The sequence below is a fragment of the Rubrivivax gelatinosus genome (genome assembly GCF_004340905.1).
Lineage (GTDB): Bacteria > Pseudomonadota > Gammaproteobacteria > Burkholderiales > Burkholderiaceae_C > Rubrivivax > Rubrivivax gelatinosus.
Genome location: NZ_SLXD01000007.1, coordinates 198391 through 219638, shown reverse-complemented (window position 1 = coordinate 219638; position 21248 = coordinate 198391). Strand labels below are relative to the sequence as shown.

The window sequence follows — 21248 nt, the reverse complement described above, 5'->3', positions numbered from 1 at the left end:
CTTGCCCGGGGCCCGGCAGGCACGGGGCGTGCCGGCCGTGGTCCAATCCGGGCATGTCCGAGCCGATTTCCGGCGCCGCCGAGGGCGTGCGCGTCTCCAAGCTGATCACTGAACGGGGCCTGGCCTCGCGCCGCGAGGCCGATGCCTGGATCGAAGCCGGCTGGGTCAAGGTCGACGGCAAGATGGCCGTGCTGGGCCAGCGCGCCGCACCCGACTGCCGCATCGAGATCGACCCGCGCGCCCGCAACGAGCAGGCGCGCCGCGTCACGGTGCTGCTGCACAAGCCGATGGGTTTCGTCAGCGGCCAGGCCGAGGACGGCCACAAGCCGGCGGTGACGCTGGTCATCCCGGCCAACCACTGGAAGGACGACCCGACACGCCTGGCCTTCCACCCCGGGCAGCTGCGTGGCCTGGCGCCGGCCGGGCGGCTGGACATCGACTCCACCGGCCTGCTGGTGCTGACCCAGGACGGGCGCATCGCCAAGACGCTGATCGGCGACGAGACCAAGGTGGAGAAGGAATACCTGGTGCGTGTGCAGCACACGAAACCCGGCCGCCTGCCCGACACCGAACTGGAGCGCCTGCGCCACGGCCTGGAGCTCGACGGCCGGCCGCTGCGCCCGGCGCGCGTGAGCTGGCAGAACGAGGACCAGCTGCGTTTCGTGCTGCGCGAAGGCCGCAAGCGCCAGATCCGCCGCATGTGCGAGCTGGTCGGGCTGAAGGTCGTGGGCCTGAAGCGCGTGCGCATCGGCAGCGTCTCGCTGGGCCAGCTGCCGCCGGGCCAATGGCGCTACCTGGGTGACCACGAGCGATTCATCTGATGGCAGCTCCCGCACGATGAACGCCGCCGCGTCCGTGCCGGCGGCGCCGCGGCGGGTCTCGCACGCGCTGGCCGCCGCCGCGCTGGCGCTGCTGCTGGGCCTGCAGCCGCTGGCCACCGACGTGATGCTGCCGGCGCTGCCGCTGCTGGCGCGCGACCTCGCCGCGCCGATGCCGGCGGTGCAGCTGACGATGGCCGCGCTGATCCTCGCCTTCGGGGTCGCCCAGCTCGCCTGGGGGCCGCTGGCCGACCGCATCGGCCGCCGGCCGGTGCTGCTGGCCGGTGTCGCGCTGTACACCGCGGCCAGCGTCGGCGCGGCGCTGGCCGGCGACATCGACACGCTGGTCGCCTGGCGCACGCTGCAGGGCGTGGCGCTGGCCGCGGCGGTGGTCGTCGCGCGCGCGATGCTGCGCGACCTGTACGAGCCGCACGAAGGCGCGCGCGTGATGGCGCTGGCGCTCTCGGGGCTGGGGCTGATCGCGATCGCCTCGCCGGTGTTCGGCGGTCTGGTCGCCGGCTGGGGCGGCTGGCGCGCGACGCTGGCCGTGATCGGCGCCAGCAGCGCCGCGATCCTCGCCTTCCTGGCGCTGCGACTGCCCGAAACCCTCGTGCAGCGCAACCCGAAGGCCACCGCGCCGGGCCCGCTTCTGGCCGCCTGGGGCCAGGTGGCGCGCCACCCGACCTTCCTCGCCTGGGCGCTGCTCACCGCCTGCACCTACGGCGGGCTGTTCACCATCCTCGCCGGCTCGTCTTTCGTCTACATGAACCGCTTCGGCCTCAGCGCCGGGGCCTACGGCCTGGCGATGGCCACCGGCTCGGTGGCCTACCTGGCGGGCACGGTGGTCTGCCGGCGCTGGATCCTGCACCACGGCCTGTCGCGCTCGGTGCGCCGGGCAGCGCTGTTCACGCTGGCCGGCGGCCTGGGCACCGCGGCCGCGGCGCTGGCCGGTGTCGAGAGCGTCTGGGCCTATCTGCTGCCGCAGTGGCTGTTCTGCTTCGGCCACGGCATCCACCAGCCCTGCGGCCAGGCCGGCGCCGTCGGGCCCTTCCCGCGCAGCGCCGGCGCGGCCTCGGCGCTGGCCGGCTTCGTGCTCGCCTTCACCGCCTTCTGCATCGGCCGCTGGCTGGGTCTGGTGCTCGGCGCCGACGTGCGGCCCTACGCGCTGACCGTCGCCTTCTGCGCCGCGGCCACGGCGCTCGTCGCCTGGACGCTGGTGCGGCGGCTGCCCGAGGCGGTGCATAAATGAAGGTTCAGGCTGTCTGCCTCGCCGGCCCCACGGCGAGCGGCAAGACCGCCGCGGCGCTGGCGCTGGCCGCGCGCCGGCCGGTGGAGATCGTCAGCGTCGACTCGGCGCTGGTCTACCGCGGCCTGGACATCGGCAGCGCCAAACCCGGCGCCGCCGAACGCGCCGCCGCGCCGCACCACCTGATCGACATCGTCGACCCGGCCGACAGCTACTCGGCGGCACGGTTCGTCGCCGACGCCAGCCGGCTGGTCGACGAGATCACCGCGCGCGGCCGGCTGCCGCTGCTCGTCGGCGGCACGATGCTGTACTTCAAGGCGTTGCGCGACGGCCTGGACGCGATGCCCGAGACCGACCCGGCGATCCGCGCCGCGCTCGACGCGCGCGCCGCCGCCGAGGGCTGGCCGGCGCTGCACGCCGAACTCGCGCGCGTCGACCCGGTGACGGCCGCCCGGCTGGCGCCGAACGACGCCCAGCGCATCCAGCGCGCGCTCGAGGTCTTCCTCGGCAGCGGCCGGCCGATCTCGGCCTGGCAGCAGGGCGCACGCGCCGAGAAACCCGCCGCCGCGGCCTGGCCGCTGGTGTCGCTGGAGCCGGCCTCGCGCGCCTGGCTGCACGAGCGCATCGCGCAGCGTTTCGACGCGATGCTGGCCGCCGGTTTCATCGACGAGGTGCGCGCCTTGCGCGAGCGCGGCGACCTGCACCCGGGCCTGCCGTCGATGCGCTGCGTCGGCTACCGCCAGGCCTGGGAGGCGCTGGACGCCGGCGACCTGGCACCGCTGCGAGAACGCGGCATCGCCGCGACGCGCCAGCTCGCCAAGCGCCAGATCACCTGGCTGCGCGCGATGCCCGAACGCATCGTCGTGCCCTGCGACGCGCCCGATGCGCTGGCGCAGGCGCTCGCCGCGCTGGAGACGGCCGCCGGCTGACCCCGCGCCGCGACGGTCGCAGCCTCTCGGGCATCATCGCCGCCCATGCTGCTGCTCGAGGGTCTGTCCAAGTCTTACGGGGAGACCCGTGTCTTCCACGATGTCACGCTCGAACTGGGCGCCGGCGAGTTCGTCGCGCTGCTGGGCGAGTCCGGTGTCGGCAAGTCGACGCTGCTGAACTGCATCGCCGGGCTCGACGCCGCGGACGCCGGCCGCATCATGGTCGCCGGCCAGGACCTGGCGGCGCTGGACGAAGCCGGCCGCGCCCGGCTGCGCCGCGCCCGCCTGGGCTTCGTCTTCCAGGCCTTCCACGTGCTGCCGCACCTGACGGTGGCCGAGAACGTCGCGCTGCCGCTGCTGCTGCTGAACCGCCCCGACGAGCGCCGCGTCGCCACGCTGCTCGACGCCGTCGGGCTGGGTGCGCTGGGCGCGCGTTATCCGGCGCAGCTCTCCGGCGGCCAGCTGCAGCGCGTGGCGATCGCACGCGCCGTCGTGCATGCGCCCGGGCTGATCCTCGCCGACGAACCGACCGGCAACCTCGACCCCGAGACCGCCGAACGTGTGCTCGCCGTGCTGCTCGCCCAGGTGCGCGAAGCCGGCGCCGCCTGCCTGCTGGTGACGCACTCCGAAGCCGCCGCCGCGCGTGCCGACCGCGTGCTGCGCCTGACCGCGCACGGCATCGTGGCGCGATGAACCGCCACCTGCTGGCCAGCCTGCTGTGGCGCGAGTGGCGCCACCACCCCTGGCGCCACGGCGTCGCGCTCTTGGCGGTGGCGCTGGGCGTCGCGCTGGCGTACTCGGTGCACCTGATCAACAGCTCGGCGCTGTCGGAGTTCTCCGCCGCGGTGCGTGCCGCCAACGGCGAGCCCGACCTGACGATCCGCGGCCAGCGCGAAGGTTTCGACGATGCGCTGTTCGACCGCGTCGCCACCGACGCCGCGGTCGAGCTCGCCAGCCCGGTGGTCGAGTTCGAGACCTATGCCGCGGCGGCCGACGGCCGGCGTGTCGCGCTGCGGGTCGTCGGTCTGGACGTGCTGCGCATCGCGCCGGTGGCGGCGACGCTGCTGCCGCGCCCGGCCGACGACAGCCGCACGATGGCCGGGCTGGACCCGGGGCTGGTCTTCCTCAACACCGCGGCGCGCACCCAGACCGGCGCCGCCGACGGCACGGTGCTGGCGCTGCAGTCGGGCACCGCGTGGCAGCGGTTCGAGGTCGCCGGCAGCGTCGCCGCCGGCGGCCTGGCGATGGCCGTGATGGACGTCGCCGCGGCGCAGACGGTTTTCGGCTACGACGGCCGGCTGACGCGCATCGACCTGCGGCTGGCGCCGGGCACCGACCGCGCGGCGCTGGTCGAACGGCTGGCGCTGCCGGCCGGTGTCGAGGCCGTCGCGCCGGGCGAAGCCGAGCAGCGCATCTCCAACCTGTCGCGCGCCTACCGCGTGAACCTGACGGTGCTGGCGCTGGTGGCGCTGTTCGTCGGCGCCTTCCTGGTGTTCTCGGTGGTCTCGCTGTCGGTGGCGCAGCGCACGCCGAGCTTCGCGCTCTTGGGCGTGCTGGGGCTCACCGCCGGCGAACGGCGCGGCCTGGTGCTGGCCGAATGTGCGGTGCTGGGCGCGGCCGGCAGCCTGGCCGGGCTGGTGATGGGCGCCGGCATGGCGGTGCTGGCGCTGCGCTGGATGTCGGGCGACCTGGGCGGCGGCTACTTCCCCGGCATCGCGCCGACGGTGCGTTTCGGCGCCGGCGGCGCGCTGGCCTTCCTGGCGCTGGGCACGGTGTCGGCGCTGATCGGCGGCTGGTGGCCGGCGAAACAGGCCGAGCGCCTGGCGCCGGCGATGGCGCTCAAGGGCCTGGGCGCGCCGCACCAGCCGGCGCCACCCGCCCTGCCCGGCCTCTTGCTGCTGGCCGCCGGCGTGGCGCTGGCCTTCGCACCGCCGATCGCCGGGCTGCCGCTGGCGGCCTACCTCGCGGTCGCGGCGCTGCTGTTCGGCGGCGTCGCGCTGGTGCCGGCGGTCGTGCACGCGCTGCTGGGCTGGATCTCGACGCCACGTTCGGCGCTGGCGCTGCTGGCTTTGCAGCGTGCGCGTTTCCAGCGCGCCACCGCGACGGCGGCGGTGTCGGGCGTCGTCGCCAGCCTGGCGCTGTCGGTGGCGCTGACGGTGATGGTGGCGAGCTTTCGCGACGGCGTCTCGCACTGGCTGGACTCGATGCTGCCGGCCGACCTGTACGCGCGCAGCGCCGCCACCGGCGGCACCACCGACCAGGCCTGGCTGCCGCCGGACTTCCTGCAGGCCGCGGCCAGCGTGCCCGGCGTCGCGCGCGTCTCGGCGACCCGCCACCGCGCGCTGCAGATGGCCGAAGGCCGCCCGGCGGTGACGCTGATGGCGCGGCCGGTGGCCGACGCGGCCAGCGAGCTGCCACTGGTCGGCACGGCGCTGCCGCCGCGGCCAGGCGAGACCGGCGTCTGGGTCAGCGAGGCCATGGTCGACCTCTACGGCGCGAAGGTCGGCGGCACGCTGGAGCTGCCGCTGGCCGGCGGCACGACGGTGCGGGTGCTCGGCGTCTGGCGAGACTACGCGCGCCAGTTCGGCAGCCTCGTGATGGACAGCGCCGACTACCGCCGTTTGACCGGCGACGAACGCATCAACGACCTGGCGCTGTGGCTGGCACCCGGTGCCGAGATGGCTGCGGTGCAGACGCGGCTGCGCGCGCTGCTGCCCGACCCGGCGATGCTGGAGTTCGCCGCCACCGGCGAGCTGCGCACGATGTCGCTGCGCATCTTCGACCGCAGCTTCGCCGTCACCTACTACCTGCAGGCGGTGGCCATCGGCATCGGCCTGGTCGGCATCGCCGCCAGCCTGTCGGCCCAGGTGCTGGCGCGGCGCAAGGAGTTCGGCCTGCTGGCGCACCTGGGGCTGACACGCGGCCAGGTCATCGCCATCGTCGCCGGCGAAGGCGCGGCCTGGCTGGCCGCCGGCGTCGTCGTCGGGCTGGCGCTGGGGCTGGCGGTCAGCGCGGTCCTGGTCTTCGTCGTCAACCCGCAGAGCTTCCACTGGACGATGGAGCTCGTCGTGCCGGTGGCGCGGCTGGCGGCGCTGGCCGCGGCGGTGTTCGCCGCCGGCATCGCCACCGCCGCGTTCAGCGCGCGCAGCGCCGCCGGGCGCTCGGCGGTGCTGTCGGTGAAGGAGGACTGGTAGGAATGCGACGCCGCCATCTGCTGCTGCTCGCCGGCGCCGCCGCGCTGCCGGCCCACGCCGAGATCCGGCGGCGCCCGCTGGTCTTCCCGCGTGACCACGGCGCGCACCCGGACACCCGCACCGAGTGGTGGTACGCCACCGGCTGGGCCGGCACGCCGCAGGCGCCGCGCTGGGGCTTCCAGCTGACCTTCTTCCGCAGCCGCACCGGGCTGGCCGCAGAGGTGAAGAGCCGCTTCGCACCGCGCCAGATCCTGTTCGCGCACGCGGCGCTCACCGATCTGGACGCCCGCCGCCACCACCATGCGCAGCGCATCGCGCGCTGGTCGGGCGACGGCACCGAAGGCCCGGCCTGGGCGCGGACCGAGGACGTCGGCGTGCGCCTGGGCGACTGGTGGCTGGAACGTGCGGGCAGCGGCTACCGCGCGCGGCTGCCGGCCGCCGACTTCGGCCTCGATCTGGAGCTCGTGCCGACGCAGCCGCTGCTGCTGCAGGGCGACGCCGGCTTCTCGCGCAAAGGCCCGGACGAACGCCAGGCCAGCCACTACGTGAGCGAGCCCCAACTCGCGGCGAACTGCCGGTTCAGCGCCGACGGCCGCCCGGCCGAGGCCCGCGGCGTGGCCTGGATGGACCACGAATGGAGCGACGAGATCCTGCACCCCGAGGCCGTCGGCTGGGACTGGATCGGCATCAACCTGTTCGACGGCAGCGCGCTGACCGCCTTCCGGCTGCGCCGCGCCGACGGCAGCGCGCTGTGGGCCGGCGGCAGCTGGCGCGCGGCCGGCGGCACGGCCGTGGCCTTCGCGCCCGGCGACGTGGTCTTCACGCCCGGCCGGCGCTGGGCGAGCCCGGCGACACGCGCCGAGTACCCGGTCGAGTGGCAGGTCGACACGCCCGCCGGCCGCTGGCGCGTGCGCGCGCTGCTCGACGGCCAGGAACTCGACAGCCGCGGCGGCACCGGCGCGGTCTACTGGGAGGGCTTAAGCGAACTGCTCGACGGCGCGGGGCGCCGCGTCGGCCTGGGTTATCTGGAGATGACGGGCTACAGCCGACGGCTGCAGCTGGGCTGATCAGGGCGGCGGCGCGTCGGCCCGGCGCCGGCGCAGGTCCACCGGCGCGGCGCGCACGCAGTTGCCGCCGGCCTGCTGCGCGGCCGCGAGTGCGGCGTCGACGTCGTCGATCAGCGCCGACAGGTTCTGGTGCGCCGGCCGCAGCGCGGCGACGCCGACGCTGACCGTCACCCGCAGCGGATGCGCGCCGCAGGGGATCTCCATCTGCTCGCTGCGTTCGCGGATGCGCTCGGCGACGTCGAGCGCGCCGGTCGGGTCGGCGTGCACCAGCCAGACGGCGAACTGGGTGTCGCCGAAACGTGCGATCAGGTCGCCGCCGCGCAGCGTCTGCTCGGTGTCGCGCGCCAGCGCGCGCAGCACGGTCTCGGTGGCGACGACGCCACGGCCCTCGGCGAGGCGCGCGGCCTGGTCGACCTCGACGACCAGCAGCGCCGCGCCGGTGCCGTAGCGACGTGCACGCGACCATTCGCGTTCGGCCGAGGCCAGGAAGTTGGGGCGGTTGGTGATGCCGGTGGCCGGGTCGACGGTGTCCAGCCGCGCCAGCGCTGCGCGCGTGCCGTCCAGCGCACGCAGCAGGTGCAGCAGCCACAGCACCAGCGGCACGCCGACGCCGGCGGCGGCCAACGCCGCAGCTGCCGGCGCGGCCAGCGGCCCGAGACCGGCGAACAGCCGCGCCAGCCCCCAGCCGGCCGCGGCCATCAACACGACCAGCAGCGCGCCGAGCGCCACCCCGGTCGCCAGGCGGCGACGCGGGGGCAGCGTCTCGTCGGGGGTGGGAATCGTCGGAACGTTCAGCATGGGCGCACCGCCGTACGGTATTCGACCACAACCCGCGGCGCCTGAAGCACCCCGGTCATCACCCCCTAGAAAGTGGGCTTCGGCCGCTTGCTTTGTGTCAAGCGTCGCACCCGGCGCGCAGCCGATGCTGGACGGCACAAGATACAGGCAAGGACGGAGACAAGAAGATGGGCGCGCCGAAGTTCGTCGACTCGATCGAGGCCGCGGTCGACCTGGTGCTGGAGACGGTGGAGGGAGACATCGTGCTCGGCATCCCGCTGGGTGTCGGCAAGCCCAACCCCTTCGTCAACGCGCTGTACCGGCGGCTGCGCGCCAAGCCGTCGCGGCGGTTGCGCATCGTCACCGCGCTGTCGCTGCAGAAGCCGGTGGGCAAGACCGACATCGAGCGCCACTTCCTCGAACCGCTGGTGGCGCGTGTCTTCGAGGACTACCCCGACCTGGACTACGTCGTCGACCTGCGTGCCGGCCGGCTGCCGAGCAACGTCGAGGTGCGCGAGTTCTTCATGAAGACCGGCGACTACCTGGGCAACGCCGCGGCGCAGCAGAACTACATCTCGACCAACTACACCTTCGTCGCACGCGACATGGCGGTGCAGGGCATGAACGTCATCGCCCAGGCGGTGGCCGCACGCGGCACCGGCGAGGCGATGCGGCTGTCGCTGTCGTCCAACCCCGACGTCAGCGCCGAGATCATCGAGCGCGTGCACGCCAGCGGCCGCAAGGTGATGACCGTCGGCGTCGTCAACCGCAAGATGCCGTTCATGCCCAACGGCGCCGAGGTCGACCCGGGGCTGTTCGACCTCGTCGTCACCGACCCGCACGGCACGCACGCCGTGTTCGCGCCGCCGAACAACAAGGTCTCGTTCGCCGATTACGCGATCGGCCTGCACGCGTCGAGCTTCGTCGTCGACGGCGGCACGCTGCAGATCGGCATCGGCTCGCTGGGCGACGCCATCGCGCAGTCACTGATCGTGCGCGACCGCCACGGCAGCGAATACCGCCGCATCCTCGAGTCGCTGACCCACGGCGACCTGTCCGGCCGCGAGACCGGGCGCTTCGACACCGGGCTCTACGGCTGCTCGGAGATGTTCGTCAACGGCTTCCTGAAGCTCATCGAGGCCGGCATCGTGCGCCGCGAGGTCTACGCCGACGCGGTGCTGCAGCGCCTGCTCAACGAAGGCCGCATCGCCGACGCGACGGTGCGCCCGCAGACCCTGGCGGCGCTGCTGGAGGCCGGCCGCGTGCGCGCGCCGCTGGACGCGCGCGACCTCGCCTTCCTGCAACAGTTCGGCGTGCTGCGCGCCGACGTGCGCCTGGACGGCGGCGAGCTCGTCTGCGGCGCCACGCGCTGCAGCGCCGACCTGCGCGATGCCGGCGCCTTCGACACCGTCTGCGGCACGATGCTCGGCTCGCGGCTGCTGGGCGGCGTCTTCATGCACGGCGGCTTCTTCCTCGGCCCGCGCGACTTCTACGAACGCCTGCGCACGATGCCGCCGCAGGAGCTGGCGAAGATCGACATGACGCGCATCGACTTCATCAACCAGCTCTACGGCGACGACGAGCTGAAGCGCCAGCAGCGCCGCCGCGCGCGTTTCATGAACACGACGATGGTCGTCACGCTGCTCGGCGCCGCGGCCAGCGACGCGCTGGAGAACGGCCAGGTCGTCAGCGGCGTCGGCGGCCAGTACAACTTCGTCGCGATGTCGCACGCCCTGCCCGACGCGCGCCTGGTGATGATGCTGCGCTCGACGCACGCGACGAAGCAGGCGCTCACAAGCAGCATCGTCTGGAGCTACGGCAACGTGACGATCCCGCGCCACCTGCGCGACATCGTCGTCACCGAGTACGGTGTCGCCGACCTGCGCGGGCAGTCCGACGGCGAGGTCGTCAAGCGCCTGATCGCGGTGGCCGACTCGCGTTTCCAGGACGAACTCGTGCGCCAGGCGCAGGCCCACGGCAAGCTCGAATCCGGCTACACGGTGCCCGAACGCTGCCGCCACAACCTGCCGCAGAGTCTGGAGGACCAGCTTCAGCCCTGGGCCACGGCCGGGCTGCTGCCCGAGTACCCGTTCGGCACCGACCTGAGCGAAGACGAGATCCGCATCGTGCGCGCGCTGAAGAAGCTCAAGCACGCCAGCGAACACCCGGCCGAACTGCTGCAGATGACGCTCAAGAGCCTCTGGGAAGGCCGTGAGGCGCCGCGCCCCTACCTGGAGCGCCTGGGCCTGGCCGACGCGCACGGCCTGCGCGACCTGCTGGTGCGCCGGCTGCTGGCCAGCACCCTGTAGCGCCGCCCCGCCGCGAGCGCCGTTCGGCGGCGCTGCCTACACTGCGCGGCGATGGCTTCCACCACTTCCACCACGGCGGCGCGTGCCGCCGACGACGCGGCGCCGGCGCGCCGCGTGCGATCCCTGTCCGGGCTGCTGCCCTTCGTGCGGCCGTACCGCGCGCGGGTCGCCCTCGCGGCGCTGTTCCTCGTGCTCGCCGCGGCCAGCACGCTGGCCTTCCCGGTGGCGCTGAAGTCGCTGATCGACCAGGGCCTGGTCGCCGCCGACCCCGGCCAGCGCGTGATGGCGCTGCGCGGGCACTTCCTGGCGCTGTTCGCGGTCGGCGGCGCGCTGGGGCTGTTCTCGGCGCTGCGCTTCTACATGGTCACCTGGCTGGGCGAGCGCATCACCGCCGACCTGCGCAACGCGGTCTACGCCCACGTCGTGCGCCAGAGCCCGGAGTTCTTCGAGACCACCCAGACCGGCGAGGTGCTCAGCCGCCTGACCACCGACACGACGCTGGTGCAGACCGTCGTCGGCTCCAGCCTCAGCCTGGGCCTGCGCAACACCGTGATGGGGCTGGGCGCGCTGGCCGCGCTGGTGGTCACCAACCCCTGGGTGATGACCCAGGTGCTGGGCATCCTGGTGCTGGTCGTGCTGCCGTCGATCTACTTCGGCCGGCGTGTGCGCAAGTTGAGCCGCGCCAGTCAGGACCGCGTCGCCGACTCCAGCGCCATCGCCGCCGAAGTGCTCAACGCGATCCCCGTCGTGCAGGGTTACGTGCAGGAGCCGCGTGAATCGGCGCGTTTCGACGCCGCCACCGAAAGCGCGTTCGACACCGCACGGCGGCGCACCGTCGTGCGCTCGCTGCTCGTCGGCTTCATGATCACCGCGACCTTCGGCGCGCTGGTCTGGGGCCTGTACCAGGGCACGCAGGCGGTGATCGAAGGCCGCATCAGCGCCGGCCACCTCGGGCAGACGGTGGTCTTCGTCATCATCTTCGTCGGCGCGGTGGCGGTGCTGTCCGAGGTCTGGGGCGAGCTGCTGCGCGCCGCCGGCGCCACCGAGCGGCTGATGGAGCTGCTGGCGGCGCGTTCGCCGGTGGCCGACCCGCCGCGGCCGCGCGCGCTGCCGCCGACCTCGGGCGGCTCGGCGGTGCGCCTGGACGGGGTCACGTTCTGCTATCCGTCGCGGCCCGGCCAGCCCTCGCTGGCGGACTTCTCGCTGGACGTGCGCCCCGGAGAGACGGTGGCCCTGGTCGGCCCCAGCGGCGCCGGCAAGAGCACGGTGCTGCAGCTGCTGCTGCGTTTCTACGACGCCCAGGCCGGGCGCGTGTCGGTCGACGGCGTCGACGTGCGCGAGGCCTCGCTGGCCGGGCTGCGCGGGCGCATCGGCATCGTGCCGCAGGACAGCACGGTCTTCTCGGCGTCGGCGCTGGAGAACATCCGCTACGGCCGGCCCGAGGCCAGCGACGCCGAGGTCGTGGCCGCAGCGCGTGCCGCGCACGCGCACGAGTTCATCGAGCGCCTGCCCGAGGGCTACGCCAGCTTCCTCGGCGAACGCGGCGTGCGCCTGTCCGGCGGCCAGCGCCAGCGCGTGGCGATCGCGCGCGCGATGCTGAAGAACCCGCCGCTGCTGCTGCTCGACGAGGCGACCAGCGCGCTGGACGCCGAGAGCGAGCGCATGGTGCAGGCGGCGCTGGAGGCCGCAATGGCCGGGCGCACGACGATCGTCATCGCCCACCGCCTGGCCACCGTGCTGAGGGCCGACCGCATCGTCGTCATGGACGGCGGGCGCATCGTCGACGTCGGCACCCACGCCGAGCTGGTGGCACGCGGTGGGTTGTACGCTCGGCTGGCGGCGATGCAGTTCGAACTCGGCCCCGCCACCCCCTGATGCCCGCGGGAGCCCGGTTGCGGCCTCCACCGGCCAGCGGAAGAATGGCACAAGCACTGGAATCGCAAGACTATTGCCCCGACTGGGGTCGACCGTCCGCCGCTAAGCTGCAGGCCGCGCCCGAGGTACGGACGCGCCCGCGCCGTCCGAGAGGAAGCCCGACTTGCCTGCCGCACTGTCCCTGCCGTCCGGCCCGGAGACGATCCTCATCGTCGACGACGAACCGGCCAACCTGAAGATCCTCGCCGCGATCCTGGGAGACACGGGCTATCGCGTCATCGCCGCGTCCAGCGGCGAGACCGCGCTGCGCCTGGCCGAACGCCCGCCGCTGCCGGCGCTGATCCTGCTCGACGTGATGATGCCGGACATGAGCGGCATGGTCGTGCTCGAGAAGCTGCGCGAGAACCCGGCCACACGTGCCATTCCGGTCGTCATGGTCACCGCGCTGGGCAAGGAGCGCGACGAGGAGATCGGCCTGCAGGCCGGCGCCTCCGACTACATCAAGAAGCCGTTCAGCCCGCTGATCCTGCTGGCGCGCGTGCGCACCCAGCTCGACGCCGCGCGCCTGCGCAGCCTGCTGCGCGACGAGCTGCAGCGCGAGAAGCAGCTGCGCGACCTGGAGGGCGACCTGATGCAGACGGTGGTCATCCGCGCGCTGGCCCACCTCGCCGAGACCCGCGACCTGGAGACCGGCAACCACATCCTGCGCACGCAGAAGTACGTGCGCGTTCTCGCCGAGGATCTGCGCAGCCACGGCTGGGATCTGTCGGACTCGACGATCTCGCTGCTCGAACGTTCGGCACCGCTGCACGACATCGGCAAGGTCGGCATCCCCGACGAGGTGCTGCTGAAGAAGGGCAAGCTGACCCCGGACGAATGGGTGACGATGAAAAGACACGCCCGCATCGGCGCCGACGCGATCACGCGTGCCGAGGAGGACGTGCAGCAGGAGATGCGCCAGCGCTGGCACGACGGCGAGATCGACGACAAGACGCGCGACCTGCTCGACTGCCTGCGCATCGCCAAGGAGATCGCGCACCGCCACCACGAGCGCTGGGACGGCAGCGGCTACCCCGACGGCCTGGCCGGCGAGGCGATCCCGCGCTCGGCGCGGCTGATGGCGCTGGCCGACGTCTTCGACGCGCTGATCTCCAAGCGCTGCTACAAGGAGGCCTGGGACTACGGCGATGCGCACGCGACCATCGTCGCCGGCCGCGGCACGCACTTCGACCCGGCCGTGGTCGACGCCTTCGAGCGCTGCTACGACGAGTTCTGCCGCATCGCGACGACCTTCGCCGACCCGAAGGAAGACCTGGAGGCGGCCGCCCGCCGTGGCGTCTGACATCTCCGGCGCGCTGCGCCGGCCCCGCCTGACCGCCTTGCGCGTCGCGCTCGTCTACGCCGGGCTGGCATCGCTGTGGATCCTGCTGTCCGACCGCTGGGTCGAGCGCCTGCTGAACGACCCCGAGGCGCGCACGCTGGCCAGCATCACCAAGGGCTGGGTCTTCGTCGCCGTCACCTCGCTGCTGCTGTACGTGCTGGTGCGCCGGCTGGCGCCGGCCGGCGAGCACCGGCGCCAGGCGGCAGGCCCGGGCGACCGGACGCTGGCCGCGCTGGTCGGCGCGACCATCCTGCTGCTCACGGTCGCCGGGCTGGCCCTGGCGCTGCGCCAGCAGCGCCAGGCGACCGAACAGTCGCTGCGTTCGGTGGCCGACCTGCGCGCAAGCCAGGCCTCGGCCTGGGCCGCGGCGCGTCTGGCCGACGGCGACCGGGTGCGCGAGATCCAGCCGTCGCGACTGCAGGAACGCCTGGAGCTGCTGCGCGCCGAACGTGGTTACGTCGCGGCCGCGCTGCTGGACGCCCGCTGGCGGACCGTCTGGAGTTCCGGCCCGGCACCCGACACGCCGCCCGACACCCCCGGCCCGCGGCCCGGGCAGCCGCGGCTGCTCGGCCCCCTGCTCGACGCCGAGGGCCTGCCCCATCTGGCGCTGCTGGTGCCGCTGGCGCCCGGCCAGGCGCCCGAGGGCGGGTTCGTGCTGCTGCAGCTGGCCGCTGCCGATCTGCCGCCGCTGGATCTGGGCGGCAAGGTCATGGAGGGCGTCGCGACGGTGCTCGTGCGCCGCGACGGCCCCGATCTCGTCTATTTCGGGCCGCCGGCGCGCAAGGGCTTCGTGCTCTGGCGCCGGGCGGCCGAGGAGTCGGCGATCGCTGCCGCCCCGCATCCGGCCGGCACGCTGATCGCAGGCAGCGACGAACGTGGACAGGCCGCGCTCGGGCTGCTCGAGCCGGTGGCCGGGACCCCGTGGTCGCTGCTCACGCGTGTGGACCAGGCCTCGCTCGAACTCCAGCGCTGGCAGGCGGTCTCGGGCGTGCTCCTGGCCGCGCTGCTGGCCGGCTTCGGCGCTTCGGGCCTGCTGGCGCTGCGCCGCCAGCGTGCGGCCATCGCCCGCCACGAAGCCGAACGCCATCGCCAGACCGAACGCATGGAGGCGCTGGCGGTGGTCGAGGCCATCGCCGACAGCTCGCCCGACATGATCTTCGCGAAGGATCTGCAGGGGCGCTTCCTGCTCTTCAACCGCGGTGCCGAGCGCATCACCGGCACCCGGCGCGAGCAGGTGCTGGGCCGCGACGACTCGGTGCTGTACCCGCCCGATGTCGTCGCCCGGCTGCACGCCGACGACCTGCGGGCGCGCGACGGCCACATCGAACTCGAGGAAACGCTGCCCACGCCCGACGGCCCGCGCGAGATGACGGTCACCAAGGGCCCGCTGCGCAACCGCTCGGGCGAGCTGATCGGCGTGTTCGGCGTCTCGCGCGACGTCACCGAGCTGCGCAAGGAGCGCGCGCTGCTGGCCGAGACCAGCCGCATCGCGCGCATCGGCGGCTGGAGCTACGACGACCGCACGCGGCAGGTCACCTGGACCGACGAGATCCGGCGCATCGTCGAGGTCGACGGCGAGATCGACCCGGGCATCGGCTACGCGCTCGGATTCCTGGGCGCCGAGGCGCGCGAGCAGCTCGACGCCGCGCTTCAGGCCAACCGCGAGCGCGGCGTGCCGCTGGACCTGGAGCTGCCGGTGCAGACCGCTCGCGGGCGCGAACGCTGGGTGCGCATCGTCGGCCGCCTCGAGTTCGAGGGCCGTCACGTGCTGCACGCGCGGGGCTTCGTGCAGGACGTCACCGAGTCCAAGACGCTGCGCCTCGAACTCGACCGCCACCGCGCCGAACTCGAACGCCAGGTGCTCGAACGCACCGCCGACCTGGAGATCGCCCGCGCGCGTGCCGAGGCCGGCATGCGGGCACGCGACGCCTTCATCCGCATCGTCAGCCACGAGCTGCGCACGCCGCTGCACCAGATCCTGAACCTCGCGCCCCACCTGCACGGCGCCGAGGGCGCGCAGGAGGACGCGTTCGTCGAAGCGGCCGACCGCCTGGCCGAGATCCTGGAAGACGTGCTGACGCTGTCGGAGCTGGAGGCCGGCGGCGTCGTGCCGCGTGTCGCCGACTTCGAGCTCGGCGCGCTGCTGCACCAGACGCGCGAACAGGTCGAGGCCGAGGCGCTGCGCAAGGGGCTGACGCTGACCGTCGACGCCGGCAGCCTGCCGCTGTGGCTGCGCGGAGACGCCGCGATGCTCGGCCGCGCGCTGGGCAACTACGCCCGCAACGCGGTGAAGTTCACGGCGCAGGGCAGCATCCAGCTCGTCGCCCGCCGCGTCGCCGAGGACGCCGAGGGCGTGACGCTGCTGCTGGAGGTGCGCGACACCGGCCCGGGCATCGACCCGGCGCAGCAGCCGCGGCTGTTCGGCGCCTTCGAGCCCGGCGACGTCTCGATGACGCGGCGCCACGGCGGTGCCGGCCTCGGCCTGGCGCTGACGCGGCGACTGACGGAGCTGATGCACGGCCAGGTCGGCGTGCACAGCCGGCCCGGCCGGGGCAGCCGCTTCTGGCTGCGTGTTCACCTGCCGCGGGGACGCGACAGCTCGACCCGGCCGCCCGGGCTGACGGTGGAGGCGACGCTGCGCGCGCGCCATGCCGGCACGCGCGTGCTGGTGGCCGACGACGACCCGGTGAACCGCGAGAGCGCCTTGGCGCTGCTGGGCGCCGTCGGCCTCAAGGTGCTGCTGGCGGAAGACGGGCGCGAGGCCGTCGAGCGCCTGCTCGCCGACCGGCCGGCCCTGGTGCTGCTGGACCTGCAGATGCCCGAACTCGACGGCCTGTCGGCGGCCCGCGAGATGCGCCGCCTGGGGGCCAGGATCCCGATCCTGGCCTTGACCGCCTCCGAAGGCGAGGACACGCTGGCCGAATGCCTGGCCGCCGGCATGGACCACCGCGTGCACAAGCCGGTCGAGCCGCGCGCCCTGTACGAGACCTTGCTGCACTGGCTGGGCGGCGCGGCGGCCGAGGCCGACGAACGCGGCGGCGACACCACCCGCACGCCGGCGCCCGAGGCGCAGCTGCCGCTGCCGCCGCTGCCCGGCGTCGACGCCGACGACGCGCTGCTGCGCTCGGGCGGCAGCGCACAGCGCGCGCTGTCGCTGCTGCGCCTGTTCGTGCGCACCCACACCGACGACGTCGCGAGGCTGCAGGCGCTGTGCGCGGAGAACCGCTGGACGCAGCTGCGCCAGCTCGCGCACGCGCTGCGAGGGGCGGCGGGCAACGTCGGCGCCCGCGAGGTGCACCTGGCCTCGACGCGCCTGGAAGCCCTGCTCGACGAGCAGGCGCCGGTGAGCTCGCGCCACGACGCCACCGAAGTGCTGGTCAGCGCGCTGACCGAACTCGTGGCCGGCGTCCGTGCACTGCCCGAGCCCGCCGCGGCGCCGGCACCGCTGCGGCCGCTCGGCGACCCGGCGGTCGCCGTGGCCGGGCTGGCCCTGCTGCTGACCTCGGGCGACACCGCCAGCGCCTCGTTCATCGCCGAGCACGAACCCGAGCTGCGCCAGTCGCTGGGCACGCAGTTCGACCGGCTCGCCGAGCTGGTCGAGTCCTTCCGCTTCGACGAGGCCGCCTCACTGCTGGCCCGGCACGCCGCCTGAGCGGACCCGGCCGCGGATAATCCGCCCATGACCGACCCGATCCAGCGCCCGGTGCGCTCGCAGTACGAGGATTTCATGCGCCACGTCCACACGACGGGCGTGCACAAGAGCGACCGCACCGGCACCGGCACGAAGAGCGTCTTCGGCCACCAGATGCGCTTCGACCTGTCCGAAGGTTTCCCGCTGGTGACGACCAAGAAGGTCCACCTGAAGAGCATCATCCTCGAGCTGCTGTGGTTCCTGCGCGGCGACGGCAACGCCCGCTGGCTGCAGGAACGCGGCGTGTCGATCTGGAACGAGTGGGCGCGCGAAGACGGCGACCTGGGCCCGGTCTACGGCGTGCAGTGGCGCAGCTGGCCGACGCCCGACGGCGGCACCATCGACCAGATCGCCGAAGCGGTGCGGCTGCTCAAGACCGACCCCGACTCGCGCCGCATCGTCGTCAGCGCCTGGAACGTCGCCGAGCTGCCGAAGATGGCGCTGATGCCCTGCCACGCCTTCTTCCAGTTCTACGTCGCCGACGGCAAGCTGAGCTGCCAGCTCTACCAGAGGAGCGCCGACATCTTCCTCGGCGTGCCGTTCAACATCGCCAGCTACGCGCTGCTGACGATGATGATGGCCCAGCAGTGCGACCTGGCGCTCGGCGACTTCATCTGGACCGGCGGCGACTGCCACCTCTACAGCAACCACGTCGAGCAGGTGCAGACGCAGCTCTCGCGCACGCCCTTCCCCTACCCGACGATGGAGATCCGCCGCCGCCCGGCGTCGATCAACGACTACGAGTACGAGGACTTCGTGCTGCACGACTACCAGCACCATCCGGCGATCAAGGCCCCCGTGGCCGTCTGACGATGACGACGCTGGTTCTGGTCGCCGCCGTCGCACGCAACGGCGTCATCGGCCGCGACGGCGTGATGCCCTGGCACCTGCCCGAAGACCTGGCGCACTTCCGGCGCACGACGCAGGGGCTGCCGGTGCTGATGGGCCGGCGCACCTGGGAGTCGCTGCCGGAACGCTTTCGCCCGCTGCCCGGGCGGCGCAACATCGTCGTCACGCGCCAGGCCGCCTGGGCCGCACCCGGAGCCGAGGTCGCGGCTTCGCCCGAGGCGGCGCTGGCCCTGGTGGCCGACGCGCCGCGGGCCTGCGTCATCGGCGGCGGCGAGCTCTACGCGACGCTGCTGCCGCGTGTCGACGAACTGGTGCTGACCGAGATCGACGCTGATGTCGACGGCGACACCCGCTTGCCGGCGACGCTGCGCGACGGCTTCGCCGAAGTCGCGCGCGAAGAGCACCGCGCGGTGGCGCCCAACGACTTCGGCTACGCCTTCGTCACCTACCGCCGCCGCAGCGCCTGATCAGCCGAGTTCGACCCAGACCGGCGCGTGGTCGCTGGGTTTTTCGCGCCCGCGGATGAAGCGGTCGACCTCGGCGGCCTTCAGCCGCGCCGCGGCCGGCGCGTTGAGCAGCAGGTGGTCGATGCGCAGCCCGGCGTTGCGCTCCCAGCGCTGGCGGAAGTAGTCCCAGTAGGTGTACATCGCCGCGTCGCCATGCAGCGTGGCCAGGGCGTCGGTGAAACCCAGCGCCTGCAGGCGCGCGAAGGCCTCGCGCGACTCGGGCTGCAGCAGCGCGTCGTTCTGCCAGCCCTTGGGCGAATAGATGTCGCGAACCGCGTCGGTCGGCACGACGTTGTAATCGCCGGCCAGCACCACCGGCGCGCCCAGGTTCACCAGCGTCGCGGCGTGCTCGTGCAGGCGCTGCATCCACTTCAGCTTGTAGTCGAACTTCGGGCCCGGCTGCGGGTTGCCGTTGGGCAGGTAGAGCGCGCCGACGATCACCTCGCCGACCTGGGCTTCGAGGTAGCGGCTGTGGCTGTCGTCGGGGTCGCCGGGCAGGCCGCGGCGGCGTTCGACCGGCTGCGCGCCGCGCGCGAGCACGGCGACACCGTTGAAGCCCTTCTGCCCGTGCCAGATCGCGCCGTAGCCGGCGGCTTGGATGGCCTGCACCGGAAAGGTCTCGTCGGAGGTCTTCAGTTCCTGCAGGCAGGCGACGTCGGGCGCCGACTCGGCCAGCCATTCGAGCAGCCGCGGCAGGCGCGCCGTGATGCCGTTGACGTTGAACGTGGCGATCTTCATGCGGGCGATCGTAGCGAGTCGCCGCCGGGCCGTGGCTGGATGCAAAACCATCACCCCTCGCGGCGCTTGAATGCCCGGCCGGACGGGCTACGTTGGGGAGCGAAGGCGGGCCCGGTCGGGTGACCGCCAGCCACGGCAGCGACGCCGGCCGCCGCCTGCCGAACGTGGGCGACAACGTCGCGGCCGGTGGAGATGGTCATGACCCATACGACGATGCCCGGTGGCTGGTCGCCGTTCTGCTTCGAACTGACCGAGGAAGACCGCCAGGTGCTCAAGACCGCGATGGAAGGCCTGCTCAGTGTCAGCTACACGCCGCTCGCCGCGGCGCACCAGGTCGTCGCCGGCATGAACTACTGCTTCCTCTGCAAGGCACGGGCGGTCTATCCGGACGCCACCGACTTCGCGGCCAAGGTGTACATCTATCAGCCACTCGGCCATCGTGCGCCGCACATCGTCTCGATCCTGCCGCTAGACGCCTGAACGGGCGTTCCGCGCGTCAGGTGTCGAGCACCCGCGCCAGGTCGGCGATCAGGTCCTCGGGGTCCTCGAGGCCGACCGAGAAGCGGAAGATGCCGTCGCCGGCGTAGGCGTCCCAGGACGCGCGCTGCGCCGGCGTGTCGAGGCGAAACGAGGTGCGCAGCAGATCCTCGCTGGCGAGATAGAACAGCAGCGAGCGGTGGTGGCCCAGCGACACCGCGTAGTGGATGACGCGCAGTTGCTCGGCGCAGCGCCGCGCCAGCGCGGCGCCGTCGGCGACGCGGAAGGTGACCATGCCGGACGCGTTGCGCATCTGGCGCTGCGCCAACTCGTACTGCGGATGCGACGGCAGGCCGGGGTAGAAGACGCGCTCGACGCGCGGATGCGCTTCGAGGTACTTCGCCAGCGCCAGGGCGTTCTCGGCGTGGGCGCGCATGCGCAGCGGGAAGGTCGCCAGCCCGCGCAGGATCAGCCATGCGTTGAACGGGCTCAGCACGCCGCCGAAGCGGATCGCCGTGCGCTGGCGCAGCGAGGCCAGCGCCTGGGCGCCACCGAGCACCGCGCCGCCGAGCGCATCGCCGTGGCCGCCGAGGTACTTGGTCAGCGAATGCACGACGAAGTCGGCGCCCAGCGCCAGCGGCCGCGTCGCCAGCGGCGTCGCGAAGGTCGAGTCGACCGCCAGCAGCGCGCCGCCGGCGTGCGCGATCTCGGCGACCGCGGCAATGTCGGTCAGCCGCAGCAGCGGGTTGCAGGGCGTCTCGGCGTAGACCAGGCGCGTGTTCGGCCGCATCGCCGCGGCGACCTGGGCGAGGTCGGAGGTGTCGACTCGCGTGATCTCGATGCCCAGAGACGGCAGGATCTCGCGCGCCATCTCGGAAGCCGCGGCGTAGGTGACGTCGCTGACGACGGCATGGTCGCCGGCCTTCAGCAGGTGCATGAACAGGCTGCTGACCGCCGCCATGCCGCTGCCGAAGGCGACCGCGGCCTCGGCGCCTTCGAGCGCGGCCAGCTTGGTCTCGAGCTGGTGCACCGTCGGGTTGCCCCAGCGCGTGTAGATCCAGCGTGTCTCGTCGTCCATGTCCTCGACCGAGAAACCGGCGTCGGCGCCGGTGACGAAGGTCGTCGACATGACGATGTTCGGCGCCGAGGCGCCGGTGGCGGGGTCGGGGGTCTCGCCAGCGTGGATGGCGAGGGTCTGCAGGCCGGCGGAGGGGTCGAGGGGGTGGGACATCGTGCGGGAGCGGAAGCCGGAGACGCGGTGATTTTGCGCGGCCGACGCCGGGTATCCGGGAACAGGTCTCGCGCGTGAGACTGCCCGAGCCTGAATGAGGCGTAGCAGGCCTTCCGGCGATCTGCATTCAGCCCACGCGCGTGAAATCGCGCTCGGGCCT

General features: G+C 73.3%; 16 protein-coding genes. 13 read left to right on the top strand and 3 right to left on the bottom strand.

Features of this window, described 5'->3' with window-relative positions; genetic code table 11:
* Positions 1-53: 53 nt before the first annotated feature.
* From EV684_RS12815 to EV684_RS12790, 6 genes are read left to right on the top strand one after another with little or no spacing between them, the layout of a single operon-like run.
* A complete protein-coding gene (locus tag EV684_RS12815; RefSeq protein ID WP_132647672.1) occupies positions 54-821 on the top strand; it encodes a pseudouridine synthase in 768 nt (255 codons plus the stop codon).
* Positions 822-837: 16 nt separating this feature from the next.
* The gene (locus tag EV684_RS12810) at positions 838-2067 is read left to right on the top strand and encodes a Bcr/CflA family efflux MFS transporter (protein ID WP_132647671.1); all 1230 of its coding nucleotides are present in this window, start codon (positions 838-840) and stop codon (positions 2065-2067) included.
* The gene (gene miaA, locus EV684_RS12805; protein ID WP_132647670.1) at positions 2064-2993 is read left to right on the top strand and encodes a tRNA (adenosine(37)-N6)-dimethylallyltransferase MiaA; all 930 of its coding nucleotides are present in this window, start codon (positions 2064-2066) and stop codon (positions 2991-2993) included. Before EV684_RS12810 ends, miaA begins: the two co-directional genes overlap by 4 nt.
* A 45-nt stretch (positions 2994-3038) precedes the next feature.
* Positions 3039-3686: an ABC transporter ATP-binding protein gene (locus EV684_RS12800; protein WP_132647669.1), complete on the top strand. Its 648-nt coding sequence runs from the start codon at positions 3039-3041 to the stop codon at positions 3684-3686.
* Positions 3683-6187 carry an FtsX-like permease family protein gene (locus EV684_RS12795; RefSeq protein ID WP_132647668.1) on the top strand — a complete coding sequence of 835 codons (2505 nt, stop codon included), beginning with the start codon at positions 3683-3685 and terminating at the stop codon, positions 6185-6187. The genes EV684_RS12800 and EV684_RS12795 overlap by 4 nt, the downstream gene beginning before the upstream one ends.
* Positions 6188-6189: 2 nt before the next feature.
* Positions 6190-7254, top strand: a complete 1065-nt coding sequence (locus EV684_RS12790; protein WP_132647667.1) for a lipocalin-like domain-containing protein — start codon at positions 6190-6192, stop codon at positions 7252-7254.
* Here EV684_RS12790 and EV684_RS12785 read toward each other — a convergent pair whose 3' ends face one another.
* Positions 7255-8052: a GGDEF domain-containing protein gene (locus EV684_RS12785; protein WP_242478453.1), complete on the bottom strand. Its 798-nt coding sequence runs from the start codon at positions 8050-8052 to the stop codon at positions 7255-7257.
* 167 nt (positions 8053-8219) lie between these two features.
* Between EV684_RS12785 and EV684_RS12780 the strand changes: the two genes are divergently transcribed.
* The 6 genes from EV684_RS12780 to EV684_RS12755 all read left to right on the top strand — a co-directional run bounded on the left by EV684_RS12780 (position 8220) and on the right by EV684_RS12755 (position 18603).
* Positions 8220-10340 carry an acetyl-CoA hydrolase/transferase C-terminal domain-containing protein gene (locus EV684_RS12780; protein ID WP_132647666.1) on the top strand — a complete coding sequence of 707 codons (2121 nt, stop codon included), beginning with the start codon at positions 8220-8222 and terminating at the stop codon, positions 10338-10340.
* A 51-nt stretch (positions 10341-10391) separates the two neighbouring features.
* Positions 10392-12215, top strand: coding sequence for an ABC transporter transmembrane domain-containing protein (locus tag EV684_RS12775; protein ID WP_132647665.1), 1824 nt, complete (start codon positions 10392-10394; stop codon positions 12213-12215).
* A gap of 163 nt (positions 12216-12378) precedes the next feature.
* Positions 12379-13557 (top strand): HD-GYP domain-containing protein, encoded by a 1179-nt coding sequence (locus tag EV684_RS12770; protein WP_132647664.1) that lies wholly within the window; start codon positions 12379-12381, stop codon positions 13555-13557.
* Complete coding sequence (locus tag EV684_RS12765; RefSeq protein WP_132647663.1) at positions 13547-17248, top strand: response regulator; 3702 nt, start codon at positions 13547-13549, stop codon at positions 17246-17248. The genes EV684_RS12770 and EV684_RS12765 overlap by 11 nt, the downstream gene beginning before the upstream one ends.
* A 27-nt stretch (positions 17249-17275) precedes the next feature.
* The gene (locus tag EV684_RS12760; protein WP_132647662.1) at positions 17276-18097 is read left to right on the top strand and encodes a thymidylate synthase; all 822 of its coding nucleotides are present in this window, start codon (positions 17276-17278) and stop codon (positions 18095-18097) included.
* Positions 18098-18099: 2 nt separating this feature from the next.
* Positions 18100-18603, top strand: a complete 504-nt coding sequence (locus EV684_RS12755) for a dihydrofolate reductase (protein WP_132647661.1) — start codon at positions 18100-18102, stop codon at positions 18601-18603.
* Here the strand turns inward: EV684_RS12755 and xth are convergent, their stop codons facing one another.
* On the bottom strand, positions 18604-19380 hold the full coding sequence (gene xth, locus EV684_RS12750; RefSeq protein WP_200222309.1) for an exodeoxyribonuclease III: 777 nt from the start codon (positions 19378-19380) through the stop codon (positions 18604-18606).
* Positions 19381-19578: 198 nt separating this feature from the next.
* On the opposite strand from xth, the gene EV684_RS12745 reads away from it, so the two are divergent.
* Positions 19579-19860: a hypothetical protein gene (locus EV684_RS12745; protein WP_132647660.1), complete on the top strand. Its 282-nt coding sequence runs from the start codon at positions 19579-19581 to the stop codon at positions 19858-19860.
* A gap of 16 nt (positions 19861-19876) precedes the next feature.
* Here the strand turns inward: EV684_RS12745 and EV684_RS12740 are convergent, their stop codons facing one another.
* Complete coding sequence (locus EV684_RS12740; RefSeq protein ID WP_132647659.1) at positions 19877-21088, bottom strand: trans-sulfuration enzyme family protein; 1212 nt, start codon at positions 21086-21088, stop codon at positions 19877-19879.
* Positions 21089-21248: the final 160 nt, after the last annotated feature.

Bases quoted from the DNA above. Each gene is read 5' to 3' on its own strand.
- EV684_RS12790 (WP_132647667.1), top strand. From the start codon at position 6,190: ATGCGACGCCGCCATCTGCTGCTGCTCGCCGGCGCCGCCGCGCTGCCG.
- EV684_RS12775 (WP_132647665.1), top strand. From the start codon at position 10,392: ATGGCTTCCACCACTTCCACCACGGCGGCGCGTGCCGCCGACGACGCG.
- EV684_RS12810 (WP_132647671.1), top strand. From the start codon at position 838: ATGAACGCCGCCGCGTCCGTGCCGGCGGCGCCGCGGCGGGTCTCGCAC.
- miaA (WP_132647670.1), top strand. From the start codon at position 2,064: ATGAAGGTTCAGGCTGTCTGCCTCGCCGGCCCCACGGCGAGCGGCAAG.
- EV684_RS12800 (WP_132647669.1), top strand. From the start codon at position 3,039: ATGCTGCTGCTCGAGGGTCTGTCCAAGTCTTACGGGGAGACCCGTGTC.
- EV684_RS12815 (WP_132647672.1), top strand. From the start codon at position 54: ATGTCCGAGCCGATTTCCGGCGCCGCCGAGGGCGTGCGCGTCTCCAAG.
- EV684_RS12785 (WP_242478453.1), bottom strand. From the start codon at position 8,052: ATGCTGAACGTTCCGACGATTCCCACCCCCGACGAGACGCTGCCCCCG.
- EV684_RS12755 (WP_132647661.1), top strand. From the start codon at position 18,100: ATGACGACGCTGGTTCTGGTCGCCGCCGTCGCACGCAACGGCGTCATC.
- EV684_RS12745 (WP_132647660.1), top strand. From the start codon at position 19,579: ATGACCCATACGACGATGCCCGGTGGCTGGTCGCCGTTCTGCTTCGAA.
- EV684_RS12795 (WP_132647668.1), top strand. From the start codon at position 3,683: ATGAACCGCCACCTGCTGGCCAGCCTGCTGTGGCGCGAGTGGCGCCAC.
- EV684_RS12740 (WP_132647659.1), bottom strand. From the start codon at position 21,088: ATGTCCCACCCCCTCGACCCCTCCGCCGGCCTGCAGACCCTCGCCATC.
- EV684_RS12780 (WP_132647666.1), top strand. From the start codon at position 8,220: ATGGGCGCGCCGAAGTTCGTCGACTCGATCGAGGCCGCGGTCGACCTG.
- xth (WP_200222309.1), bottom strand. From the start codon at position 19,380: ATGAAGATCGCCACGTTCAACGTCAACGGCATCACGGCGCGCCTGCCG.
- EV684_RS12760 (WP_132647662.1), top strand. From the start codon at position 17,276: ATGACCGACCCGATCCAGCGCCCGGTGCGCTCGCAGTACGAGGATTTC.